This window comes from Nitrospinaceae bacterium, from assembly GCA_018669005.1.
GTDB lineage: Bacteria > UBA8248 > UBA8248 > UBA8248 > UBA8248 > UBA8248.
On record JABJAL010000062.1, the window covers coordinates 16,592 to 41,212 of the forward strand.

Annotated in this window: 21 protein-coding genes and 1 tRNA gene; all 22 read right to left on the bottom strand. The window is 49.6% G+C overall.

Going from position 1 to position 24,621, the window contains the following annotated elements:
• Positions 1 to 11: 11 nt before the first annotated feature.
• Positions 12 to 1,190: a methionine adenosyltransferase gene (locus HOJ95_08240; GenBank protein MBT6394680.1), complete on the bottom strand. Its 1,179-nt coding sequence runs from the start codon at positions 1,188 to 1,190 to the stop codon at positions 12 to 14.
• 318 nt (positions 1,191 to 1,508) lie between these two features.
• On the bottom strand, positions 1,509 to 1,778 hold the full coding sequence (locus tag HOJ95_08245; GenBank protein MBT6394681.1) for an HPr family phosphocarrier protein: 270 nt from the start codon (positions 1,776 to 1,778) through the stop codon (positions 1,509 to 1,511).
• A gap of 19 nt (positions 1,779 to 1,797) precedes the next feature.
• Positions 1,798 to 2,214 carry a hypothetical protein gene (locus HOJ95_08250; GenBank protein ID MBT6394682.1) on the bottom strand — a complete coding sequence of 139 codons (417 nt, stop codon included), beginning with the start codon at positions 2,212 to 2,214 and terminating at the stop codon, positions 1,798 to 1,800.
• A complete protein-coding gene (gene hprK / locus HOJ95_08255) occupies positions 2,211 to 3,194 on the bottom strand; it encodes an HPr(Ser) kinase/phosphatase (GenBank protein ID MBT6394683.1) in 984 nt (327 codons plus the stop codon). The genes HOJ95_08250 and hprK overlap by 4 nt, the downstream gene beginning before the upstream one ends.
• Positions 3,195 to 3,611: 417 nt before the next feature.
• Positions 3,612 to 5,057, bottom strand: a complete 1,446-nt coding sequence (gene rpoN / locus HOJ95_08260) for an RNA polymerase factor sigma-54 (protein ID MBT6394684.1) — start codon at positions 5,055 to 5,057, stop codon at positions 3,612 to 3,614.
• Positions 5,058 to 5,091: 34 nt separating this feature from the next.
• The gene (gene lptB / locus HOJ95_08265; protein ID MBT6394685.1) at positions 5,092 to 5,826 is read right to left on the bottom strand and encodes an LPS export ABC transporter ATP-binding protein; all 735 of its coding nucleotides are present in this window, start codon (positions 5,824 to 5,826) and stop codon (positions 5,092 to 5,094) included.
• Positions 5,827 to 5,851: 25 nt separating this feature from the next.
• Positions 5,852 to 6,559 carry a hypothetical protein gene (locus HOJ95_08270; GenBank protein MBT6394686.1) on the bottom strand — a complete coding sequence of 236 codons (708 nt, stop codon included), beginning with the start codon at positions 6,557 to 6,559 and terminating at the stop codon, positions 5,852 to 5,854.
• Entirely contained in the window at positions 6,556 to 7,206 is a 651-nt protein-coding gene (gene lptC, locus HOJ95_08275; GenBank protein MBT6394687.1) for an LPS export ABC transporter periplasmic protein LptC, read from the bottom strand. The genes HOJ95_08270 and lptC overlap by 4 nt, the downstream gene beginning before the upstream one ends.
• A 211-nt stretch (positions 7,207 to 7,417) precedes the next feature.
• On the bottom strand, positions 7,418 to 7,858 hold the full coding sequence (gene tsaE, locus HOJ95_08280; GenBank protein MBT6394688.1) for a tRNA (adenosine(37)-N6)-threonylcarbamoyltransferase complex ATPase subunit type 1 TsaE: 441 nt from the start codon (positions 7,856 to 7,858) through the stop codon (positions 7,418 to 7,420).
• Between the two features lie 3 nt (positions 7,859 to 7,861).
• The gene (locus HOJ95_08285) at positions 7,862 to 9,430 is read right to left on the bottom strand and encodes an NAD(P)H-hydrate dehydratase (GenBank protein MBT6394689.1); all 1,569 of its coding nucleotides are present in this window, start codon (positions 9,428 to 9,430) and stop codon (positions 7,862 to 7,864) included.
• Between the two features lies 1 nt (position 9,431).
• Positions 9,432 to 10,151: a pyridoxine 5'-phosphate synthase gene (locus HOJ95_08290; GenBank protein ID MBT6394690.1), complete on the bottom strand. Its 720-nt coding sequence runs from the start codon at positions 10,149 to 10,151 to the stop codon at positions 9,432 to 9,434.
• A 148-nt stretch (positions 10,152 to 10,299) separates the two neighbouring features.
• Positions 10,300 to 12,231: an ATP-dependent metallopeptidase FtsH/Yme1/Tma family protein gene (locus HOJ95_08295; protein MBT6394691.1), complete on the bottom strand. Its 1,932-nt coding sequence runs from the start codon at positions 12,229 to 12,231 to the stop codon at positions 10,300 to 10,302.
• 111 nt (positions 12,232 to 12,342) lie between these two features.
• Positions 12,343 to 13,878: a tRNA lysidine(34) synthetase TilS gene (gene tilS / locus HOJ95_08300; protein MBT6394692.1), complete on the bottom strand. Its 1,536-nt coding sequence runs from the start codon at positions 13,876 to 13,878 to the stop codon at positions 12,343 to 12,345.
• Positions 13,879 to 13,901: 23 nt separating this feature from the next.
• Positions 13,902 to 13,978, bottom strand: a tRNA-Met gene (locus tag HOJ95_08305).
• A 493-nt stretch (positions 13,979 to 14,471) separates the two neighbouring features.
• Positions 14,472 to 16,199 (bottom strand): proline--tRNA ligase, encoded by a 1,728-nt coding sequence (locus HOJ95_08310; GenBank protein MBT6394693.1) that lies wholly within the window; start codon positions 16,197 to 16,199, stop codon positions 14,472 to 14,474.
• Positions 16,199 to 17,473, bottom strand: a complete 1,275-nt coding sequence (gene ispG / locus HOJ95_08315; protein MBT6394694.1) for a flavodoxin-dependent (E)-4-hydroxy-3-methylbut-2-enyl-diphosphate synthase — start codon at positions 17,471 to 17,473, stop codon at positions 16,199 to 16,201. Before ispG ends, HOJ95_08310 begins: the two co-directional genes overlap by 1 nt.
• Before the next feature lie 18 nt (positions 17,474 to 17,491).
• Positions 17,492 to 18,610 carry an RIP metalloprotease RseP gene (gene rseP / locus HOJ95_08320; protein MBT6394695.1) on the bottom strand — a complete coding sequence of 373 codons (1,119 nt, stop codon included), beginning with the start codon at positions 18,608 to 18,610 and terminating at the stop codon, positions 17,492 to 17,494.
• Between the two features lie 15 nt (positions 18,611 to 18,625).
• Positions 18,626 to 19,387, bottom strand: coding sequence for an outer membrane lipoprotein carrier protein LolA (locus HOJ95_08325; GenBank protein ID MBT6394696.1), 762 nt, complete (start codon positions 19,385 to 19,387; stop codon positions 18,626 to 18,628).
• 105 nt (positions 19,388 to 19,492) lie between these two features.
• Positions 19,493 to 20,152, bottom strand: coding sequence for a phosphoribosylglycinamide formyltransferase (locus tag HOJ95_08330; GenBank protein MBT6394697.1), 660 nt, complete (start codon positions 20,150 to 20,152; stop codon positions 19,493 to 19,495).
• Complete coding sequence (locus HOJ95_08335) at positions 20,149 to 21,195, bottom strand: phosphoribosylformylglycinamidine cyclo-ligase (protein ID MBT6394698.1); 1,047 nt, start codon at positions 21,193 to 21,195, stop codon at positions 20,149 to 20,151. The genes HOJ95_08330 and HOJ95_08335 overlap by 4 nt, the downstream gene beginning before the upstream one ends.
• A gap of 64 nt (positions 21,196 to 21,259) precedes the next feature.
• A complete protein-coding gene (gene lpxC / locus HOJ95_08340) occupies positions 21,260 to 22,597 on the bottom strand; it encodes a UDP-3-O-[3-hydroxymyristoyl] N-acetylglucosamine deacetylase (protein MBT6394699.1) in 1,338 nt (445 codons plus the stop codon).
• A partial coding sequence (locus HOJ95_08345; protein ID MBT6394700.1) for a HAMP domain-containing protein occupies positions 22,590 to 24,621 on the bottom strand: 2,032 nt, incomplete at its 5' end. The genes lpxC and HOJ95_08345, both read right to left, overlap by 8 nt.

Consider the following 24,621-nt stretch of genomic DNA (forward strand, 5'->3'; position numbering starts at 1 on the left):
GCAAGCAAAGATTAAAGACCAACCTCTTTTCGAAGCTCGTCTGCTTTATCGGTGCGCTCCCAAGTAAATTCAGGTAAGTCTCGGCCAAAGTGGCCGTAAGCCGCTGTCTTTTGGAAAATAGGACGCTTCAAATCGAGGCCATCGATAATTTCTTTTGGCCTTAAGCCGAACACATTTCGGACAGCTTTGGAAAGTTTTTCTGATTCGACCTTTCCTGTCCCGAAATCATCGACAAGAACTGATACGGGGTCTGCTACGCCAATTGCATAGGCCAGTTGAACCTCGGCACGTTCGGCCAAATCTGCTGCCACGATGTTTTTTGCCACATAACGCGCCATGTAGGCAGCAGAACGGTCTACCTTCGATGGGTCTTTACCAGAGAAGGCACCGCCGCCATGCCGACTATAGCCTCCATAAGTGTCCACTATTATTTTCCGGCCAGTCAATCCGGTGTCCCCCATAGGACCACCAATGATAAATACGCCGGTTGGATTGACGTAGAATGTAGTGTCTTTTGTAACCATTTTTTCGTCAACTATGGGTTTGATGACGTGAGTTATAATGTCCTCGCGAATCTGCTCAAGGGTAATATCGGCGGCATGTTGGGCCGAAATTACGACATTTTCAATCGCAACCGGTTGGCTATTTTCGTATCGAATCGAAACCTGGCTTTTACTGTCAGGCCGAAGATAAGGAAGCGTGCCATCTCGGCGCACCGTACTCGTTCTCTCGACAAGTTTGTGGGAAAGCATGATGGGCAACGGCATTAGTTCTTCAGTTTCTTTGCAGGCGAAGCCGAACATCATGCCTTGATCGCCTGCACCTTGCTCCGTAAAGAGCCCCTCGCCTTCCGATACACCTTGAGAAATATTAGGCGATTGCCTGTCGATTGAATTTACGACGGCGCAAGTATCGCAGTCGAATCCATATATTGCATTGTCGTAACCGATGCGGCGAATCGTTTCCCGGGCGATAGTTTTCGGATCGTATTGCGCATTGGTCGTTATTTCGCCAGCGATGAATACGATGCCCGTAGTAATTAACGTTTCACACGCCACCCGACCGTTCGGGTCTTGTGCGAGAATAGCATCAAGTATGGCGTCACTGATTTGATCCGCCATCTTGTCAGGATGGCCTTCGGATACAGATTCTGAGGTAAATATAAAATCTTTACTTCCAACAGATGCCATTAAGCTTCTCCCAGCAATAACGTTAGGCTGCGAATTGAGCGGGGGTATTCCATGAAGGGCGAACGTTCAAATTTTTTGATACCAGCCGAGCGAAATATAGTCGGTTTTTCTTAAAATGGCTATCACTACCCAAGACAATATTTAACTATTTGAAATGTATCGACTTATCGTTAACGGTGATGGTATTGGCTTGAAATTACGATGCGGATGGGAAGATCTAAAATAAGTACTCCCCCAAGGGCTCAGCCAGCGACTTCGTCGATATTTCCAACATCATATCAAGGTGTTAAGCATCTATCCAGTTGTTATTAAACAGGCTTATTTCTCCTCACCAAAGCGGTTGTTAACCAAGGCTACAAGCTGCTCAACCGCGGTTTGGGCATCCTCTCCTTCGGCTCGAATCGTCAAATTCGATCCGCTAGGGGCGGCAAGCATCATCACTCCCATTATGCTTTTTCCGTCTACTTCTATATCCCGGCAAAACACAAAAATTTCACTGTCGAATTGAGTCGATAGTTGGGCAAATGCTGCCGCAGCCCGTGCATGTAAACCCATCTCGTTGGAAACAGTAACCGTTTTTTCCGGCACAATTAGTCCTTTTTATATATCAGTTCTTAGGATGAGGTTTAAGAGATTCCAACATTTCGCTGGGTTGTGCCAAATTTCGCCTTCCGTATTCCACTAGAAAATTAGCTGCCTCATTTACAGTCATCCCTTTTATGAAAGGTATTTTTAGCAACATTGGGAGATTAACTCCAGTGACAACCTCGACATCTAGGCGATTCAACATGGCCAAGGCTGTGTTGGTTGGCGTGCCTCCCATCATATCGGTCATGATGATAACGCCCTCTCCAGTATCGACCTCCTCGGTTGCTCTTTCGATCTGGGGGGCAAGTAGGTTTGGATCGTCATTCGTATGAAAACTTATGGCTTGCATTTGAGTCACCCCAGCCAAAACGGAGTCGGCCGCTTTCAACAGGGCCTCTGGTATGTCTCCATGTCCAACAACGACCAGGCCTATCATTTCCTCTCTCCGATAGTTTCGTCAGTGGAAGATTGGCGGGAATTTTCCATGGCGATATGGGCGGTTAGATTTCGGCTAAAGTCCAGCGCTGAGAAATAACCCATTCTCTGTAATAGTCGATTCCGAGCGGCAACCTCGATCAAGGTGGGCACGTTTCGACCTGGTGCCACGGGGATTCGCACGAGAGGAAGTGGCTTATCCAGAATATCTTTAGAATCCATGTCTATTCCAAGTCGATCAAAGGATTGCTCTGAATTCCAAGGAACGAGTTCTACTATCATTTCTACATTTTTTTCGTAACGAATTGCCACGACACCAAAAAGATCCTTGATGTTGAGGATGCCAAGGCCGCGAACCTCAAGGTGGTGTTTGAGGAGATCCGTGCTCTCTCCCACAAGTTCTTGTCCTCTGAGGTGTATATCCACGATATCGTCTGCCACAAGGCGGTGCCCTCTAGTAACGAGGTGGAGCGCGCATTCGCTTTTGCCGATGCCGCTCTTGCCCTGAATAAGAATGCCAACGCCATAGAGGTCTACAAGTACGCCGTGCATATGCGCGCGCGGAGCAAGACGAGATTCTAGGTATTCGAGGAGATGAGGCAATACTTCTCGTCCTGGGTGAATCGAGCGAATTACGGGGACATTGGCTTTGTCCGCCAGTTTTTCAATGCCCTCAGGCATGGCCTCCTCTCCCCTTCCGCCGGTAATAAGTACGGCGCACAGAGGAAGGCTAAAAAACTTCACAACAGCCTCGGTCCGTGACGACTCTCCTAGGCTCTTAAGGTAGGAAAGTTCGGTATGCCCCCAAACCTGTATTCGATCAGGATGGATTGGGCTCAAATAACCTGTCAGGGCCAAACCGTTCTTCTGGAACTGCGATTGGGAAATTTTTCTGGAAAGTCCACCCTTTCCACCAAGTAAAACAAGATCCAGGTCTTCTCGCAGATCCTCGAAGAATTGGGAGACGGACAGGAGGGTCATATAAACCTCAAATTTTACAGGAAATTATGAAAATCAATTAGGGAGGGCGGAATTTTATGAATATTCAACACTTCTCGGAGATAGATGAAAGTAGGGTTTCCTAATTCTGGGAGCCGTCTCCGGTACGGCCCTCAACTTCAAATATCTATAATGATGAGTGGTAAAGTATGTGCCTTACCAATATTGATATTATAGTCAATTTTAGTGAAAAGATCATTTCTCAAAGAGCCTATAAAAGGCAAATGTCCAACAAAAAACAAACATTGCCATAATTATCAGTTTCTTATGTTGTTTATTCTAGAAAGTGTCGATGTGTTTTGATTCAATCTATTGATAAATAACTAGAAATTTGAAAAGTTGGAGCGGATTCTTGCTGTTTCGATGATTGGAGCGAATAAATATCAAACATGGAAAAATCTAGCGGTATTCACGTCGATTGCTCGCCGATAGTATTCGAAGTTCTTTTCGGTATTTCGTAACTGTTCGTCTGGCGATGACAACATCCATTTCCCGAAGTTTTTCCACTACTTGTTGGTCTGTAAGTGGCTTGTGTTTGTCTTCATCCTCGATAATTTGGCGGATTTTCTCTTTTACCGCCACCGAGGAGGTGTTACCCCCGCCAATTGAGACAAGGCCACTATGGAAAAAATACTTGAAGTTAAATACACCACGCGGCGTTTCCATATATTTGCCAGTTGTCACCCGGCTGACCGTGGACTCATGCATCTCGATGTCCTCGGCGACATCTCTAAGCACCAGTGGTTTGAGGTGGCTCACGCCATGTTCAAGAAACTCTCTTTGAAAAGAGACGATACTTTCTGAGACTTTCAAAATCGTTGCCCGTCGCTGCTCAATGCTTTTGACAAACCATAGAGCCGCGCGTACCCGTTCCTCTATATATTTTCTTGTCTCTGTTGATACCTCATTCCGCCTTGATGCCATTTTGCGGTAGGTGGGACTGATCCTTAGAGGCGGGAGCCCATCGTCGTTCAGAATTACCTCAAAGCCTTCACCGCGCCGGATAACGGTCACGTCGGGCTCTGCAACCTCTACTCTCTCTTGAGTGAATCTGCCCCCTGGCTGCGGATTGAGGGTGCGGATAATATCGAATGCTGATCGAATTTTCTCGGAAGTAGTCTTAAATGTACGTGCCAGTTTAGCTACATTTTTCTCCTGGATATTCTCAATCTGCTCCTCAATAAGACGCTTGGCGATGGGAATCAACGCCTGAAACTCCTCGTCGGGAATTTCCAGCAGATTCAGTTGAATTAGTAAACATTCGCTGAGGTTACGTGCGCCCACCCCCGGTGGGTCGAGGGATTGTACGAGAGCAAGCGCCTCCTCTAAATCAGCGGATTCATGTTCTGTATCAGAGAAGAGTTCCTCAAGGGGGATCTGGAGGTAGCCCGTATCCTCGATATTCCAAATGATTTTTTGAGCCAAGGACATTACGATTTCGCTGGCCAAGCTAAGTTTAAGTTGCCATTCAAGATGTTCGTGCAATGACTCTGGAATCGCGACCGTCTGCTCGAATGTCGGAAAATCTTCATTGCCTGCGGGTGCGGAAAAGTTATCCAGCCCGTAATTGTCGTGAACTATATTTTCCCAATCAATTTCAACCTCACCTCGCTCGTCGGTTTCCGTATCAGGAAGATCGTCGCGAACCTCAGGCATGTCCCCATCATCGATTTCCTTAATTTCGTCGGTATTTTCTTCTAGAACAGGATTTTCCATCAATTCTTGTTGAACAGCCTGTTGAAGCTCGAGTCGAGCCATGGGTAAAAGCCCGATGGCCTGCTGCAGCATCGCAGTCATGACTAACCGTTGCTCGGCTCTCTGCACCATTCTGGGCTGAAGCGACACGATAAAATCTCCTGCTACAATTTCGAAAACTACACTACAGTTTGAAACTGTCTCCTAGATATACGCTCCGAGCCTGATCGCTAGCTGCGATCAAGTCTGGGGTTCCCGACTCAAGTATCTTCCCTTCGTTGATGATATATGCCCTATCGGCGGTTTGTAGTGCTTCCCTAACATTATGGTCAGTTAGAAGAATGCCAATTCCCCGCTCCTTAAGACGCATAATTATGTTCTGAATATCGTGTACGACGATTGGATCAATGCCGGCGAAAGGCTCGTCGAGCAATATAAATGATGGCGACGCCGCAAGCGCCCGTGCTATTTCTACACGGCGCCGCTCTCCGCCTGACAGAGCAAATCCTTTAGAGCTACGGATATGAGTAATATTCAAATCTTCTAATAATTCCTCACTTCTCTCTTTTCGTGTGATTCGACTCAGTGGCATCAATTCGAGGACGGCCTTGATGTTTTCCTCCACGCTAAGGCGCCTGAACACTGATGCTTCTTGAGGAAGATAACTCACACCCATCCTCGCTCGCTGGTACATAGGTGTGTCGGTGATTGGCTGGGAATCGAGATAAACGGCTCCATCCTCAGGATCGATTAGTCCAACGATCATATAGAAAATTGTAGTCTTTCCAGCACCATTAGGTCCTAGGAGCCCAACAATTTCTCCTGGATGTACTTCGAGGTCTACCTTGTCTACAACTCGCCGCCCACCGTAGCTCTTGACGAGGGCCTTAGCGTTTAGGCTCTTGTGGCGAATTTCGATGGGAGGAGTGACTTGGGCGTTTCTGTTATTTTCCATTAGATCCGGTGGTGGCGGTTTTGGGCGCGGTGTTGTTGGTAGGCTCGTTCGGGTACAAGGTGACACTCACTCGCCTCTTTTTGTTCCCATAAACGATTGTGCGCCCTTCCCTCAAATATATTTCGATTTTCGTACCAATGACCTGGTTGTTTTTCTCCCAGGCACGGGGGTTTCCAGTAAGAATGGCGATTCCCTTTGATTCGGCATAATCAAGCCGATCACCCGCAGCATATTTATTTTTACCTTGATTGATTAATACGTTTCCTGTGGCGACCAATCGATCCACTGAACCCGGATCTGAGCCACCAAGATTTTTCCCCTGGGAGGAAGTTGACGTTTGTTTGGATGCTCCCCCCGCTCCGGCATTTGCTGTCGCCGAAAGCGAACTCTTCTTCTTGACATATACCTCAAGGCGGTCCGACTTTATTTCCATTTCTCCCTGAATGGCTGATACCTCACCTATGAATACAATTAAATTTTTCTTGTTGTAGGCCTCCATTCGATTGGAGGTGATGTAGATCGGCTCTTTCTTGTCGCTCTTGGGTCCAGATATTTGCTTCGCAGGAGGCGAAACAGCTTGGGCGCTTTCAATTGAAATCGACATCGATGCAGATGTGGCAAAAATAAAAAAGAACGCAATAAGGATTATTTTCGTAACGTGAAAACCACATGTTCTACAATTAGAACACAGTTTCAAGGCGTACTCCCTTCAGGCGAAGGCGGTCCACTCTGCGGAAGCAAAGTAAGAGTGGTTTGCTTCGGCTTGGCGGCGAAAGCGTTAGCTCCTGTGTTGTAAATTACAGCTTTAACTCTATGGTTCAAGGCATACAATCCGGTGTCTGTTTGGCCATGAAGTCCAACACCGGTTAGATTAAATGAATTGCCCTCTAAAAGAATTTTTGCGTCAGTATCAATTCTTTTGTCCTTAGGTCTGAATCTAAGCGAATCTGTGTGGAGAGTGTAGCCGGCAGAGGTCTTGATAAGCACGTTGCCCCTGATGAGCATATTCCGGCTATCGGTCTCCATCTCTCCTTTATCAGCAGTAATATCTAGTGGTTTCCCATTTTTCGGGTAATAACGAATATGAATGGTTTCAAGTTCCGTTAAATTTTTCTTGCGATAAATCTTGGCAGTATTCGCCCACATTTCCCAATTTTTATTACCTTGTTTATTTTGGACCACATGCATCTGATCTATCGTTAAATCTGCATCGGACCCTATTATTGAGATATTTTTTGCCTTGAGATCGAATGTCGAAGGCAGAAGAAGAAAATATGTAAAAACCCCTCCGATGAGAAGAATTAATACCAGGATAAAAGGACGTAGCCAGCGACTCAAATTCATAGTGTCTTCCGTGATGAAGATATTGCATCAATTCTAAATGAAATATTTCATTATGAATTTATTGATATTTGCTCATCATAATGTCATAACTGCTTTCGATTTGGCCTGAACTTCACTAGGCATCTAGTAATACTTGCAAATGTAATGCCTAAAGCACGATGCCACAAACTGATTTGGAATGTAAAGTGAAATCAAAGGTATGCAGTCTGATTTATTCACCTCTTTTACGTATTTGAATCTTACGACGGTTTTCATCCACTATTTCTATGAAAACTTCCGTGCTGGAAGATATCTTTTGAAGAGAAAGCCGGTCTGCCCACTCTATGAGGAGCAAACTACCGGAATCGCCCCATTCATCCAACCCGAGGTCCTCGGGTGCCGCATTCTTGGGTAATCGATAGAGATCCACATGACTAACCGGCGGTACGGTGGGGTGATGTTGGATATAAACGTAGGTAGGACTACGTACTACCCTGTTTTCACCCCCCGGGAGAGCGTGAATTACTCCTCTGGCGAAAACAGATTTGCCTGCTCCGAGATCCCCATAAAGCAAGACCACATCACCGGCCGTCAAAGATTTGGCTAAATCACGCCCGCAAGCTTCTGTTTCCTCAGCTGAGGAACTTTCTTTGGTAAACGAGGTCGGATTCAGAGTTCACTCCCCTTTTTCAATATTTAGAATACACGCCCTTGCACGAGGAATTTGAGGGAGTAAATCCGTTGCCGTGAGACCTATTCCGCCAATTTGAGAAGTTGCAATATCTCCGGCCAAACCATGAAGATAGGTACCTACGACCATGGCTTTTTCTCCCGAAAGGCCCTGCGCAAGAAGGGCACCGATCACACCGGCTAAGACATCTCCCGTACCCCCCGATGCGAGAGCTGGATTTCCCGTGGGGTTTAACCACGCATTACCGCTTGGTGATGCATTAATGGTGCGTGCCCCTTTGAGCGCGATATGAACTTTGTGGCCCACCGCAAAATCAATGGCCACCGAAACCCTGTCAGTTTGCACCTCAGCAACACTTATCCGATTCAAGCGGGCCATCTCGCCAGGATGAGGTGTAAGTATTAGACCGCCTCTCATTCCTGCAAGCGCAGTAATATCCTGTGAAAGTGCATTTAGCCCATCAGCGTCTAATACAATTGGAATTTCGATGTGTTGTATGAGTTGATGAACTAATTCCATGGTACGGGGATGTGTCGAAATACCAGGACCGACAATCATGGCATCCATGGCTGCCGAAGTCTCTAAAATGGATTCGAATGCCGAGGCATCAATTGTCCCGGACGAAGTGGCGGGGAGAGAGAGGGTCATGATTTCCGGCGGGCCTGACTCCACGGCATATGCCAGATTTTCGGGCACCGCTAAAGTAACCTTCCCTGCTCCGGCTCGAAGACCGGCAGAGGCTGCCATAATCGCGGCCCCCATCATTCCTTTTGAACCCGAAACAACTAACAGGTTACCTGCGTCCCCCTTGTGGGCGTCGAATTTTCTTTGTGGAAGAAAAGCCGCAACATCTCCCCGGTCTACTAGCTGCAGTGGAATGTTTTCTTCCTCGACGCACTGGCGAGGGATTCCGATATCGGCGAGAGAAATCTCTCCGCAGAGCCCCGCAGCGGGCATTAAAAAATGCCCGCGCTTATAGGCACCAAAAGTAATAGTAAGTTCAGAGACAAGATGCGGTGGCGTTGCTGCGCCCGTTGTTGAATCCAAGCCAGAGGGAATATCAAGCGCCACTACGCGTGTTTTGACCTCAGATAACGCCGTGAGCGATTCTCCCACGATGCCTCTAGCAGGGGGCGTAAAGCCTGTTCCCAGGATGGCGTCCACAACAATTTCGCTGTGGATGGCCGCAGATCTTAGGCGAGGGATATCCTCCCCAGTCAAAATACTCTCGACCGGAAGACCCATTTCATTTAGAATGTTTAGGAAAACAGCAGAGTCCCCAGAGGCGTCCTCTGGGGAAAAGAGTGCTTGAACACGTACATCTGCACCAAGATTCTGAAGATGGCGAGCGATTACAAAACCATCCCCCCCGTTTTTTCCTTTGCCGGCAACAACGAGGACACGGAGGCCCGGCTTTCCGAAATGCTCCCACGTAATTTGAGCGGCGCGCGCGCCCGCGGTTTCCATAAGAGCGGCCGATGGAATCCCGTAGTTTTCGATAGCACGCTCGTCAATTCGGCGCATCTCCTCGGCGCTAACAAGAGGATGTGCCATGTCAGTGCCTCTCGACTAGACGTGTCATTTCTCGCACCGCCTCTTCAAATCCAGCAAATATGGCATGCGATACTATACTGTGCCCGATGTTTAACTCCTCGAAATGGGGCAGCGCGGCAATAGGTTCGACATTCAAGTAGGTCAAGCCGTGGCCAGCATGAACACCCAACCCCAGGCGGTGTGCCTGCTCAGAGGAATCACGAAGGGCGGAAATTTCGTTTTTAATATCCTCCCTCCCCCGGGCTTCCGAATAAGCTGCCGTATTTAATTCGATGTAATGTGCGCCAAGTTTATGTGCCGCCTCAATTTGAAGAGGGCTCGGGTCAATAAATAGGCTAACCGTAATTCCGGCTTCACGAAGTGGGTTTATGATGGCAGGTAGGCGATCTATTTGAGAGACGGTATCCAGGCCGCCTTCAGTCGTCACTTCCTCTCGGCGCTCGGGAACGAGAGTCACTTGGTCCGGCCTGCACTCAAGGGCGATTTCTCTCATTTCCTCGACCGGGGCCATCTCGAGATTGAGTTTTCCTCGTACAACTTTTCGAATTATCTGCAGATCCCTATCTTGGATATGTCGTCGGTCCTCTCTGAGGTGAATCGTAATTCCAATCGCACCCGCCCGCTCTGCGATAAGCGCAGCCGCAACGGGGTCTGGCTCATTTGTTTGGCGTGCCTGGCGGACTGTGGCGACATGGTCGACGTTCACACAAAGTTTGGGCATGACTGCACTCCGGGAAAATCAACAGAACATTGGCTCACCATACTAAAAGCATAGCGGTAGTGATTATATCGAACTAGGGGAGCTAGTGCCTCTCGCACAAATCAAGCAAGATCCTATTTCCACAAAACAGTGTGCGGGAGGGGGAATATTATGCCTGTCCGGGGGCTAAATCCGGAGGAGACGGCCGAGAGCCTTCCTGGGGACGTGGAGGGGCTTCTTGCTCGGATGATGGTCTATGCGAGGCGGCTTTTCGAGTGGCCTCAAATTTTTTCTTTCGAGAAATTGGCACTTCACCCGAATCGAGAAGAGTGTTGATATCATCCCTGTCGAGCGTTTCATACTCAAGAAGTGCCTTGGCAAGAAGATCCAGTTTGTCTCGGTTGTCCTTAAGTAAATTCATTGCTCGATCATAGGCTGAGGTGACAAGATCTTTTACTTCTTTGTCGATAGACAGTGCGATAGAATCACTGTAATCACGTGATTGGGAAATGTCTTTGCCGAGAAATATTTGATCATCTTTCTTGCCGTAGGCAAGAGGGCCGAGTTCATCACTCATTCCCCACTCGCAAACCATGTTGCGGGCGATGCCGGTTGCGGTTTGAATGTCTTGTTTCGCACCGGTGGTCATTTCGTCAAACACGAGCATTTCCGCTACGCGCCCACCCATCAAAATAGTAAGTTGATTGCGTAAATAGGTCCGGTTCTCGCTGTAGCGGTCCTCTTCCGGGAAGGACCATGTACTGCCAAGGGAAAACCCTCTAGGGATGATCGTTACCTTCTCGACAGGGTCCGTCCCGGGTGTAAGAAGCGAAACTAACGCATGTCCTGCCTCATGATAAGCCGTATTTTCTTTTTCTTTTTCACTCAGAACAAGGCTTCGCCTCTCCTTGCCCATGAGCACCTTGTCCTTGGCCTCAGTCATATCTGTCATTTCAACGGCGTTTTTGCCGAGTCCCGCGGCAATCAGGGCGGACTCATTCAGAAGGTTGGCCAAATCCGCCCCTGAAAAACGCGGTGTGCCACGTGCGATGAGTTCAAGATCGACCGAATCGTCAAGTGGAATGTCCTTGACATGAACATGAAGAATCTGGAGCCGCCCGTTGATATCCGGAAGCGAGACAACAATTTGCCGGTCAAATCGGCCCGGGCGAAGAAGAGCCGGATCCAGGACATCGGGTCGGTTGGTCGCCGCGACAAGAATTACACCGTCGTTCGATTCGAAGCCGTCCATCTCAACTAGAAGTTGGTTAAGCGTCTGCTCTCGCTCATCATGACCACCGCCCAATCCTGCTCCGCGATGACGGCCAACAGCGTCGATTTCATCTATGAATATGATGCACGGCGCATTTATCTTTCCTTGCTCAAAAAGATCGCGAACGCGCGAGGCACCTACGCCGACAAACATTTCAACGAAGCTAGATCCACTGATTTGGAAAAACGGGACATCCGCCTCACCGGCAATGGCCTTGGCGAGAAGGGTTTTACCCGTGCCCGGAGGGCCGACCAGAAGCACACCCTTGGGGATTCGAGCGCCAAGACGAGTGAATTTGGGTGGCTCACGTAGAAAGTCCACCAGTTCCTCAAGCTCGCTCTTGGCCTCTTCGATGCCCGCCACATCCTTGAAGGTGATTTTCTTTTTCGAGTCATCGGGAACCAGCCGCGCCTTGCTTTTGCCAAATGAGAGTGCTTTTGAGCCGCCCATCTGCATCTGGCGCATGAAAAATATCCAAACGCCAATGAGTACCAACATTGGGAACCAACTGAGAAGCAAATTCATGTACCACGAATTTTGTTCCGCTGGCTCAGCGCTAATTCGCACTCCTTTTTGCCTTAGGGTCGAGATCAGGTTGGGGTCTTTAGGTGCATATGTTTCAAAGATTTTTCCGTTGAGGTAGCGGCCTCGGATGTTGTTGCCCTGGACAAGAACTTCACTGATCTGTCCTTGATCCACCGAGCGCATGAAATCGCTATAGACAATACTTTTGTCCAGTGTACGGGCACCGTTAAATGCCTGGAAAAGCCCAACCATGATAAGACCGATAATGAGCCAAAGCGCGAGGTTCTTATAAAATTGATTCAAGGCATTCTCTCAAAAGTAACGGAAAAGATAGCTACAACGGGCGAAAGTTATCAGGAAATCAACATTTCGTCCATCAGTTTTATTCCTTAGGCACCCAAAGGCATGAATTGATCATTTTTCAGTGGGTTTTGGCGAGATTCTCGCCTTTAACATTAGCTTTTCCCCTATTCTAGATTTTTCACCTGATATTATGGCCCGATATTTCTCCGAAACGAGATGACCGACAACCCAGATAATTTCATTTCCTGCGGCCAGCACAGGTACATCGTCGCGCTCAGGGCGTGGAACCTTGCGATCAATGAAGAAATCCTTGAGTTTTTTTTCTCCTGAGGATCCCAAAGGGTGAAAGCGATCTCCTGGTCGTCGATTTCTTAAAACAACTTCCCCACTCAACAAATCGGGATCGAGAAAGGCCATCAACGGACCTCCAGAGGGCAATGAATCTTCCTCGTAAATTATGGCCTCGATTTCGCACCCAAGACCCAAATGGCGAGTTAAACCTGACATGGCAAATGACACCACATCAACCGAGGGAGGCTCCTGGAGCATATTAAGTCCTATATAGATATCGTCGTAACGTCTCCACGCCTTCATGCCATCGGCGAGGTCGATGGAAGCCGAAGGACCCGCAGTCAGGGCTAAATGCTCAAGACTTTCGATGATTTTCTTCAAGGCCCACCTTCGGTTTCTGACAGGAAAGACCCGCTCAAGTGCATCCGCCCATAAGTCTGCACGGACTGCCGTTGGGAGAAGGATGAGCCCGGTCAGAGGAGAAATGCATAGTGTCCCTCCTTTTTCAGAGAAAAAAACCTCTTTAGCATCCTTGACCGCTGCCGCGAGCGCCTCTGTGGTCTCTCTGACATGAGAGGCACTGCCCGAAATTCGGCCCACGACACCCTCACCCATGTTGTCCCTGATTATGGGGACTATCTTGCGTCGGATTAGATTTCTCAAGCGGCTCTCATCCGCGTTGCTATCATCCTCGACCCAGAGAACTCCCTGGGTCTCCAGATATGCTTCCACTTCGGCCCTCGTAATATCAAGAAGTGGCCTGAGAATCACAACACCTTTCCCGCTCTGTTCATTAGACGCTCTAGGTTCCAGAACTAGTGGCGCCCTGGGGAGAATACCCGAGATACCTTTAGGCCCTGCGCCCTCGAAAAGGCGCATAAGCACGGTCTCGGCCTGATCGTCCTGGGTGTGCGCCAAGGCGATGGCTCTTGCGCCTTTATCTTTTGCCGCCTCTAGAAATGCCCCACGCCGAGCCCTGCGGGCAGCATCCTCGAGTCCGTGTGCGCCATTTTCGTCAACGTTTACGCTGATATGCACAAAAGGTATTCCACGCGAGAGGCAAAGTTTTTTGGCTTGCCTCGCATCACACTCCGATGCCCCGGGCCTGATGCCATGTTCGATATGTACTGCAGTAAGAGAATCTGGCCATTTGCCACTGTCGGCCATAATGGAGTAAAGCGAGAGAAGAAGAGCTGTTGAGTCGGCGCCGCCAGAGAATCCGACGAGGAGTGGACCTTTAACGCTCTCCATGCCGCAATGGATGCACCCTTTGCGGACTTTGGCCTCGAAATTCCGGATGATTTCGAACGATTGCCTTTCGGGTGCAGGCCCATCAAGGAGGCGTTCGGACATCATGTGCCCTCGTCCGGAGAAAAAAATGGTAGCGGTGGAGGGACTTGAACCCCCAACCTCGCGGATATGAGCCGCGCGCTCTCACCAGTTGAGCTACACCGCCATTTGATAATTTGATCGAATCAGGGAGATACTTTCGGCCTGAAGATTGCGAGGGCAAACATCCCGGAAAGTATATAGAAGAATGTTTGAAACCCTATATCTTCTGCCCGGAGCCCCAACATCAAAAACACATAACCAACACAAATCAGGCATAGGATTTCAATTTCCCGCCTCATAATCAATACCCCTCCGACTCGGACTGTTGTTTCGGGAGATTCTCAGACGGCTCGTCAGTATTTGCCAGCCGCACGTCAAAAGTAAATTCAGGGCAATGTAGCGCCCCGTTAGGCTCATTTCGCCACTTCAGGCGGCATGTTTCTCGCCAGGCGCATACAATGCATTCGCGAACATCTGGAGACACCATTGTAGCCCCCAAGAAATCTTTACCTCAAAGGCGCCTAAATATAAGGGCCTAATAGCGGCCCAGTCAAGTTTTCCTACATTCTTTTTTTGCATAATCAGGTGAGACTTTGGGCTTTTCATCAGGACGCCACTCAAGCAAAGGTATAATCCTTAATCTCCTGGAAAATCCTGTCCCGAATGGCCTCTGCGGCACCATCTAGGGGAAGCATTTCCCGCTCCCCTGTTTTGCGAGACTTGAGTTCCAGCTTCCCCTCTTTGAGCCCCTTGGGCCCGACAATGACATGATAAGGAAAGCCGATTAAATCGGCATCCTTAAATTTAACGCCGGCGCGCTCGTCTCTGTCGTCGAGAACAACCTCCACGCCAGAGAATTCCAAGTCGTTATAGAGTTTTTCGGCCACTTCCAGACAGGCAGCGTCCTTCATGTTCGCTAGGATGATGTCGACATGAAAAGGCGCGATCGGCAGTGGCCATACGATGCCATCATCGTCGTGGTTCTGCTCGATCGCGGCGGCTACCGTGCGCCCGATTCCAATTCCATAACAGCCCATCACGATAGTTTTCGTCTCGCCGCTTTCGTCGAGATAGTTCGCCTCAAGGGCTTCTGAGTATTTCGTTCCTAATTTAAATACATGGCCCACTTCAATTCCGCGGCGCATGTCCATTGACTCTCCGCATTCGGGGCATAAGTCACCTGCCTCGGCAAGAGTAAGATCTGCATAGGCGTCCGCTTTGAAATCCCGACCTTCTTCCCCTCCGGTGAAATGATTGTCCGTTTCATTGGCGCCGAGAACGAGCCCACCCCTCCCCTTCAGGCAATGATCGGCGATAACCCGAACGTCTTCAAGCCCCACTGGCCCTGCAAAACCCACAGTCGCTTTTGTCAGGCGCTCCACCGTGGCCGGGTCCGCCAGCTGAAGATGAAGCGCACCGGATTCGTTCTTGGCCTTAACTTCATTCAGTTCCCTGTTACCCGGAATTAAAAATGCGACAGGGGTTTCGTTCGACAAGTCCATGTAGAGCAAAGTTTTCGTAATCTGCTCCACCGGAAGCTCAAGGAACGCAGAAACCTCTTCGACGGTATGTGCACCCGGTGTGTGCACTTTTTCAAGAGAGCCGCCTGAATTGTCTGGCAGCGGAACCTTGACCGGTGTTTTTTCAGTGTTGGCGGAATAGCCGCATTTGGCGCAAACGGAAATAGACTCCTCGCCCGTGTCCGCCATCACCATGAACTCATGTGAAAAGCTTCCGCCGATCGAGCCAGAATCCGCTGCGGCAACGCCAAAATTGAGACCACATCGCTTGAAGATGCGTTTGTAGGCCTCGACCATTTTATTGTAACTCTCCTCAGCACCCTTCTCATCGCGGTCGAAACTGTAGCCATCCTTCATCGTAAATTCACGGCCACGCATGACGCCGAAACGGGGACGAATCTCGTCTCGGAATTTTGTTTGAATCTGATAAAGATTTTGGGGAAGATCTCGGTAGCTCTGGACTTCGTGACCAATGAGGCTGGTGATGACCTCCTCGTGTGTAGGTCCAAGGCAAAAATCGCGACCATGTCGATCCTGGAGGCGTATAAGCTCTTTTCCGTATACGTCCCAGCGTCCTGTTTTTCGCCAAAGCTCGGCGGGGTTTAGGGTAGGGAGGAAAACCTCCTGGGCGCCAGCGCGAGCAAGTTCCTCTCTGCATATTTGCTCGACCTTGCGCTGTGTCCTGACGCCAAGAGGCAACAGGGTATAAACGCCCGCAGCAAGACGACGAATCATCGCCGCCCGCATCATCAAGCGATGGCTCACCACCTCGGCTTCGGCGGGCGCTTCTTTGAGGGTGGGAAAAAATGCCTTACTGAACCGCATTAAACGTCCCCGCTTCCGGAGATGTTTTTGGCTGGGTTGCTAGCCGCCATTTTGGCAGCTAACTCCTCTACTTCGCGGACCAGATTCGTTTTGATCTGGTTGTAGTCGATAAGGCCTTTTTTTTCGCCTTTCATAAAAATCAATGCCTGCTTATGGCCGCCAGCAACACCAATGTCGGCCTCCCTTGCCTCGCCGGGGCCATTCACCTCGCAGCCCATGACGGCCACCGTTATGGGTGCATCAATGTGGGCAAGCTCTTTTTCGATGTCGAGTGTCAATTTATCCACATCAATCTGAACCCGACCGCATGAAGGACATGCCACCACGTTAACGCCCTTTTGACGCAGGCGAAGACTTTTGAGGATTTCATAGCCGACTTTCACTTCATCTACGGGGTCAGAGGCCAGCGAAACGCGCAACGTATCGCCGATTCCCTCGGAGAGAAGAATGCCGAGTCCGACAGCCGATTTGACGCTACCCGAGCGAAGACTCCCGCTCTCGGTGATGCCCAGGTGCAAAGGATAGTCCACCTTCTTGGCCATGATCCGATAAGCCATGACGGTTCGGGAAACATCCGAGGCTTTAAGAGATATCTTTGTGTCGTAGAAACCACATTTTTCCAGCATAGCGATGTGGCGAAGGCCGCTCTCAACGATGGCCTCTGGTGTGGCGCCACCATATTGGTCAAGAAGGTGTTTCTCAAGTGAGCCCGCATTAACTCCAATACGGATCGGAATCCCGTGGTCCCTTGCCGAGGCAACCACCTCGTTCACGCGATCCTCGCCGTTGATGTTGCCGGGGTTGATTCTAAGGCAGTGCACTCCAGCGTCAGCCGCCAAGAGCGCCAGCCGGTAGTCGAAATGAATGTCAGCGACAAGGGGAAGATTTGTGCGGCGCTTTATTTCTGGGAGGGCCTTGGCTGCCCGCTCATCGGGCACCGCCACGCGAACGATTTCACACCCAGCCTCTTCGAGACGACCTATTTGGGCGACTGTGGCCTCGATGTCGTGGGTGAGCGTGTTGCACATCGACTGGACGACAATTGGAGCGCCGCCACCCACTTTAACGTCTCTAACTGTTATTTGCCTGCTATTGCGCCGAGCAAGAGGAAATTGAGACGGGTCGCCGCAAGGAAGGTCCTCTCCTCCCGGCGAAGGAGCATTCCAAATGGGCAACCCCGCGCTGTCGGGCGATGCATCCGTGGCGCCAGAGGCAATGGGAGCAGGCTTTTCCCAAAAAATACTATCTTTGAAGTTTGAAAAATCCTCGTTCATTCCTGAACCGCCTCGCGCCTATTGCGTCCACTTGTTGAAAAAATAAAGAGTGTCGTTATAGGTGGCAAACAACATCAAGCCGATGATCATCACCATTCCCACCTGCGTCGACATTTCGCGAAAGCGCAGGCTTACGGGTTTGCCTCTTAAAGCCTCGATGGCCAGGAATAACAGATGCCCACCATCGAGAATCGGAATCGGAAACAGATTCAAAATGGCAAGGTTAATGCTCAGAAGAATCGAAAATCCTATGACGAAACTTAAGCCACGCTTTGCCTGATCGCCGGCCAGCTTTGCAATCCGAATCGGGCCACCGATGTCGGCAGGAACTGTCTGGGCCAACATTCCGTATACTGCACCAACCGTCAGCTTAACAATGTTGTAGTTGCGTCGAAGGCTCTGCCAAGCGCTGTCGATTGGGCCATAGCGCTCCATGTACTCTTTCGGTGACATCTGTATGCCGATGCGACCGTGCCCTATCTCCTTGCCGTCTGGTGTCTTTGATGTGGGGGTTATCGGCAACTCAAGGCTGCGCCCCTTGCGCTCCACCTGAAGCATGAGTTGTTTTCCGGCGCTGACCTGAATGACACTCACCAGTTCGATCCACTTGCGGACGCTTTTTCCTTGAATCGCAACAATATGGTCGTCTGCTTGGAGACCTGCAGTCTGAGCCGGCGTATTCGGAAGCACCTTACCAACCCAGGTGCCCGGGACCGGCAAGCCGGTCATGTGAAGACCCCAACTCAAAATGAGTGCAAACAGCAAATTGAAAAGCGGGCCTGCAAATATAACCGCCGCCCGGTGTGAAACAGGACGGAGGTAAAATGATTTTTCCGGATCCTCGGGCTCGGCTGGCACGTCGGGGTCTTCCTCACTCGCCTCAGGATCTTCTCCCTGAAGGCTAACAAATCCACCCAGAGGCAAAAGCGAGAGTTGATATTCCGTCTCGCCTCGCTTGAATCCCCATACCCTTGGTCCAAACCCCAACGAAAAGGTGTTGACGCCGATGCCCAGCTTTTTCGCCACAAGAAAGTGGCCCATTTCGTGTATGAAAATGAGCATGCCGAGGATTACGACGGTACCAAAAATGGCGTAGCCGAAACTGTTAATCCATTCGAAAATTTGTACTGGGTTCATAAGTTCCTCTAAAAATTAGCGACCGCCGCCAGGCGCTTTTAACACATCAACGCCTGGAGGCATTTTAAATTCGAAAAGATTTGAATCAACAGCGGCATTTTCGTTCATATCCGTAAAGCGAATCTTCGTTTTGTTTCCTAAAGAATCGATATATTCGATGCCAGTAATCTGGAAATTCACTGGATCGGCCTCAACCCACATTGCACGAAAAGCAGGAGACGCTTTTAAAGGCTTAAACGAAAGGCGGTGGGGCTGCCCTGCTTTCCATACCCCACTATTCCTAGGGACAATCCCCTCGTCCTCTAGGGTAACGCTAAACTCTCGCCTTAGATTCCCTTTTCCGGCTAAAAACAAAAGGGGAAGCGAGGTCGCCCCTGAGCCTTTAAGCTGGCTAACAATAACCTGCTTTAGGCGGGGCGTATAGATCCAGAGACTCTCACCGTTCGAGACAACTAGTTGCGTCTCGGGCGTGGTGTACTCGGCTCGGATTTGTCCTGGTTTCCTAAGGCTCAGGCGCCCAGTTGAGCGGGTCGTTCGGCCCAGGGAGCGCAGATGATTCTCCTGCTGGAATTTTGTTACAATTGTTTTGGTCGACTCATATTTCCTCTGTAACTTGGAAACGATTATATCAGTGCGGCTCTTAATAGCCTCAGATTTCCCGCCTTCCTCGGCAGCATCCACCATGCTGGCAAAGGCCAGCAGCAAGCAGATAAGACCTGCAAGCCGAAGAAAGCTTAGAGAGCATGGGAGTTTAGAAAAGAGAGTGAATCGCTTCAATATTTCGCATCTTTCAATTATATGTGAGATGAAAACAATTAGTTGAAAATTTCATGAAAGTGTAACTCAAGCAATTCCGTATGTTCGCCTCATAATGCCCCGCTGCTACGTAAATGTCACTGGTGGAGAGAAAAACCCCCCGCCAGCACTCATTTCCAAACCCTCCACATGGACACGCCTTCCATCAAGGCGAATTTTCCCCTCGGCAATGAGGCGGACGGCCATGGGATAAATCCTGTGCTCAAAACCAAGTATTCTTGCCGAAAGCGAGTCTTCGTCGTCTCCGGGCATGACAGGAACGGCCGCCTGGAGAATGACCGGGCCCGTGTCCACCCCCTCGTCGATAAAATGGACTGTGCATCCAGCAATTTGAACGCCTGCTCGCAAGGCTTTTCTCTGGCTGTGCAATCCAGGGAAACTAGGCAAAAGAGAGGGATGAATATTGATGATTTTCCCTGAAAATCGACCTACAAACTTGGGCGTCAGTATTTTCATATATCCAGCACAACAAATCAGCCCACACCCCAAGGTCTCGATCTCATCTCCCAGCCTCTCTTCATAGCTGTCCTTGGAAGGATCGACCCAAAGCGATTTTATTCCTGCCTTTTTCGCTCTCTCGAGCGCCTGGGCGTTAGACTTATCGCTCAGCACCCCAATGATTTTAGCCGGAAAAGCCTCATCCTGGGCTGCATCGAGAAGGGCCTGTAGGTTTGAGCCGCGCCCCGACGCCAAAACGGCTACACGCAAATTGTTTTCCCCGCTCATAGCGCTACGCCATCGATTATCACCTCGCCCCCCTCAACCTTGGGGCAGACCTCGCCAACCAGGAGGGACGAATGGCCTGCCTTTTTCAAAACCTCCATCAATTCCTTAGACGCACTCGGGTCCACGGCGATAACCAGTCCAAGTCCCATGTTGAACGTTCTGAACATCTCGGAGCGCTCCACCGGTCCACTTCTGGAGAGCAAACTAAATATTTTAGGCTCCGGCCAGCTTTCGGGATGAAAAACCGCCTGATGGCCTTCGGGTAAAATTCGGTTCACGTTTCCAGGAAGGCCGCCGCCCGTAATATGCGCAATGGCATGAACGCCGGAATGTCCAGCTATGGCTCGGACAGCATCTGCGTATATGAGCGTCGGCTCAAGGAGTGCATCTTTGAGGCTGGTGTCCAATCCGGGGAAAACATTATTTCCAGTCCATTGGCTTGGGTCATTGAAGACACGCCGAACCAGCGAATATCCATTGCTATGGATTCCGGTCGAGGGTAGCCCGATGAGTGAATCACTAATCTTTACCAATGACTTTCCAAGCATGCCTTTTCTCTCAACGGCGCCAACAGCAAAACCGGCGAGGTCGTAAACACCCGTTTCATAAAAATCTGGCATCTCCGCCGTTTCGCCGCCAAGTAGTGTGCATCCGGCCATTTTGCAGCCCTCTGCCACGCCCGCCACCACATCGACCAAAACCTCTCCCTCAAGTTTTCCCGAGGCGATATAGTCTAGAAAAAAAAGCGGCTTGGCTCCTGAAGTAAGAATATCGTTGACGCACATTGCCACGAGATCAATCCCGATTGTCTTGTGGCGGCCTAGTTGTTGGGCAATTTTAAGTTTTGTGCCGACGCCATCGGCACCGGAAACAAGAACCGGATCCTCGAAAGAATCTCCAAGATGGAAAAGACCGGCAAAATCGCTTCCGCCGCTAAGAATTCGGTTCGGGTGCGCACCATGCGTGGCGTTTACCGCGCTAACGATTTTTTCAACAAAACTCTCGCCAGCAGAAACATCCACACCCGCTGAGCGATAAGTCAGGCTTGATTGCTCGTTCAAAAGAAAATCCTTTGTGGGATACCCGTCTTAGAATATTTCGCCCTGGCTAGAGAAGCATTTTTGCAACAAGACGAACCAAGGCGACATTGTGCCTGTGTCCTGTTCTTGCTGCGGTTACTTTTCCCTCGATGGGGCGACCGAGCAAATAAAGGTCTCCAATAATGTCGAGAATTTTATGGCGGACAAATTCGTCTGGGAATCGAAGTTCGGTGTTCACTACACGTTCATTGTCGATCAAGATGACATTGCCCCAACGGCCACCTTCCCCAAGACCCATCTCCTCAAGCGCCTCAAGCTCCCATATGAAGCTAAATGTTCGCGCCGGCGCAATTTCTTTTAAGTAGTTTTTCACGCCTTTGTGCTTATATGTAAATTTTTGTTTTCCCACGGGAGCTGGAAGATCTAAGTCATACGATACGGAAAATCCTTTGCGGGGTTCGATTCGGATATATCCCTCAGGAGAATCCGGCTCCCCAACCTCAAGTACCCGATCAATTACGACTGGCAACAATTCGTCAGGCTGCTCCTTTATTCCTGCATCCTCGATCAATCGGCAAAGCTCGATTGACGAGCCATCCATTACGGGAACCTCCTCGCTCAGCTTAATCATAAGATTCGATATGCCGTAAGCATGGAGCGCGCTCATAAGATGCTCTATCGTCCTCGCTACAACCTCCCCATTGCGAAGGTTTGTCGCATGATTTGTGTTGTCCACAAATTCTGCCCGCGCGGCGACGATATCTTGTGTCGCCAGAGAGCCAAACCTGATGCCGCTGTCGGGAGGAAGCGGCTCGAGTATCAACCCTGTCTTTAGGCCCGTATGAAGTCCTCGGCCATACAGCACAACGCTGGTGTTGATTGTTCGTTGATTGTTCTTAAGTGTTTCATCTGGTGCGGCCAAGGAAAATACAGTGTCCTTGGAGTCGGTTTCGGTGCCTTTTACGGGGGCGTAGTTCTTGTGGTTCTTCTTTGCTAATTTCTTGTTTTTGAGTGTTTTGCTGTCAGGGTTATTCTTGCGCCTGTTTTGCAAAGCCGAGCCTACAACTCTGAGGACGGACTCAATCGAAAGTGGCTTTTCAATGAAATCGAACGCACCCATTTTCGTGGCGGCAACTGCTGTTTCAATAGTGCCGTGGCCCGACATGACCACCACCTCTGTTTCAGGAAGCATTTCTTTGACTGCCTGCAGCGTTTTGATTCCGTCGATACCTGGCATCCATACATCAACAAGAACGACGTCAGGCATTTCAGCGCGCGCCAAATCAAGGGCAATCTCCCCGGAAATGGCCTTGAGGGTGGCGTAGCCCTCGTCCTCTAGAATTCCCTCAAGACTAGAGAGAATGCTCTCTTCATCGTCAACAATCAGGACTTGTCCTTTATCCAATCGCGACCGTCCTTTCAAGAAGCTCTAGAGTGGGCGATGAGGAGATTAGCGGCAAACTGACTCGAAAGATAGAGCCTTGGGGATGGTTGTCCCGGACAGTAATTTCACCGTTGTGGTCGTCGATAATTCTGTGGCATATGGCGAGTCCAAGGCCGGAGCCGTTATATTTTGTAGAGAAATAAGGCGAAAAAATGTGTTCCTTGTTTTCTTGTGGTATCCCCTTGCCTTCATCGCAAATTTCAATAACGAGTTGGCTGCGTTCAACATCGGTTTGCGCGCGGAGTTTCACCGTACCACCAGCTTCAATCGAATCGAAAGCGTTTTCGAGTAAATTGATTAAAACGCGTTGAATTTGATCCGGATCCGCCATGATGGATGGCAACTCTCCCTTGATATCTTTCTGAAGCGGAATGTCGCTTTGTCTTCCTCTGTATAGATTAGCTGCCTGCTCGATCAAGGGGCCCATTTCGCAGGGGCGCAGACGAGGTTCAGGCAAACGGGCGAAACGACTAAATTCGTTCACAAGTTCCATCAGGCCTTGAACTTGCGAAATAATCGTATCTGTCGCTATTTCGAACACCTCGGGGAAATCGACTGCATTTTGGTCGAATTTCCGGCGCATGCGCTCTGTGGATAATTGAATCGGCGTTAGAGGATTTTTTATCTCGTGAGCAATTCCTTGGGCCACCTCTCGCCAAGCGGCAACTTTCTGCGCTCGAATGAGGGTGGAGAGATTGTCGAAAACCACAACGGCTCCCAAGTGATTGCCATCAGCTCCCTCGAGCAAGGTGAGACTTGCACGTAGGGTTATTAATTGGCCGTCAATCAAAACGTCTACTTGCTCTGAAATACTTTTGCGATTTTTTGTTCCCAACATCCGCATGAGACGCCGAAAAGGATCTAGGTGCTGGGCCTTAAACACCCGGGGGAAAGGAAGTCCAAAGGCTGTTTCGGGCTGAATACGAAGCAACTCACCTGCCGCTTTATTCAGGATCGTAACCCTTCCCTTTCGGTTGATGGACACAACCCCAGCGCCAATATTTTCGAGCATGGCCTCCATGTACCGGCGTCTGCGGTCAATTTCTGAGCTTGAGCGTTGCAAATCCATGGTGGCTTCTTCAATTTTCTGCTTGTTGGTTTTGAGCTCTTGGGTCATGTTGTTAAAAGCATCCACAAGTATTCCAACCTCGCCATCTGCCTCGGCATCAACCCGGTAGTCCAAATCTCCTTCTGAAACAGCCCGTGTACCCTCGGCCAACTCTTCAATAGGCACGGTAATTCCACGGGCGAGATAAAATCCAAACCATATGGCAGCAAACAAAATTAAAAGCGTAATGAGAAAAAACGTTATTATGTAGCTGGCTTTTATCGGATTTTTAGAAAGCTCAATTTCTTTGTAGTCCTCATAGGCATTGATGATGCCTGCCACTTTCGCAGCAAGGCGCTCCGGGATGTACCTCGAAACCACGACGAAGCCCGTAATCTTTCCGCCGGATCTGATTGGGTAGATTCCATGGATGGCATCACCTTCCCCCCAACTCTCAACACTTGAGCGGGACTCTCCTTGAAGCACCTTTGCAAAGAAATCTTGAGCAGGAGAAAAAGTTGTAGCCGCAGGTAATTTATCCCTTACGACATAGGCTAGGCTTTTTCGCTTGGAATCGAAAATCTGAATGGCATCCACTCGAAGATTATTTCGAATGCTTTTGATGTAGGCGCTCAAAATATCGATCTTTTTTAGATCTCCCCAGCTGTTGGACTCTATTCCCTTGGAGAGGATTTTTGCGCTCGATAGGGCGGCGCGCTCCGATTCGCTGTAATAGGTCTGCGCAACCTGCAAGGAGCCCTTTAGCGCCCCTTCAACTTTCATGTTGAATAACGTGTTGAAGCTTTGATTGATCAAGCCGCTAGCAATAACAAACAAGGCGACAGATGGAACAAGTGTGAAGCCGACAAATGAGGCAATGAGTTTAACTTGCAGACGAATGCCGCCGGTTCTTCTTTGTGAGGAATGGTAGAGGCGG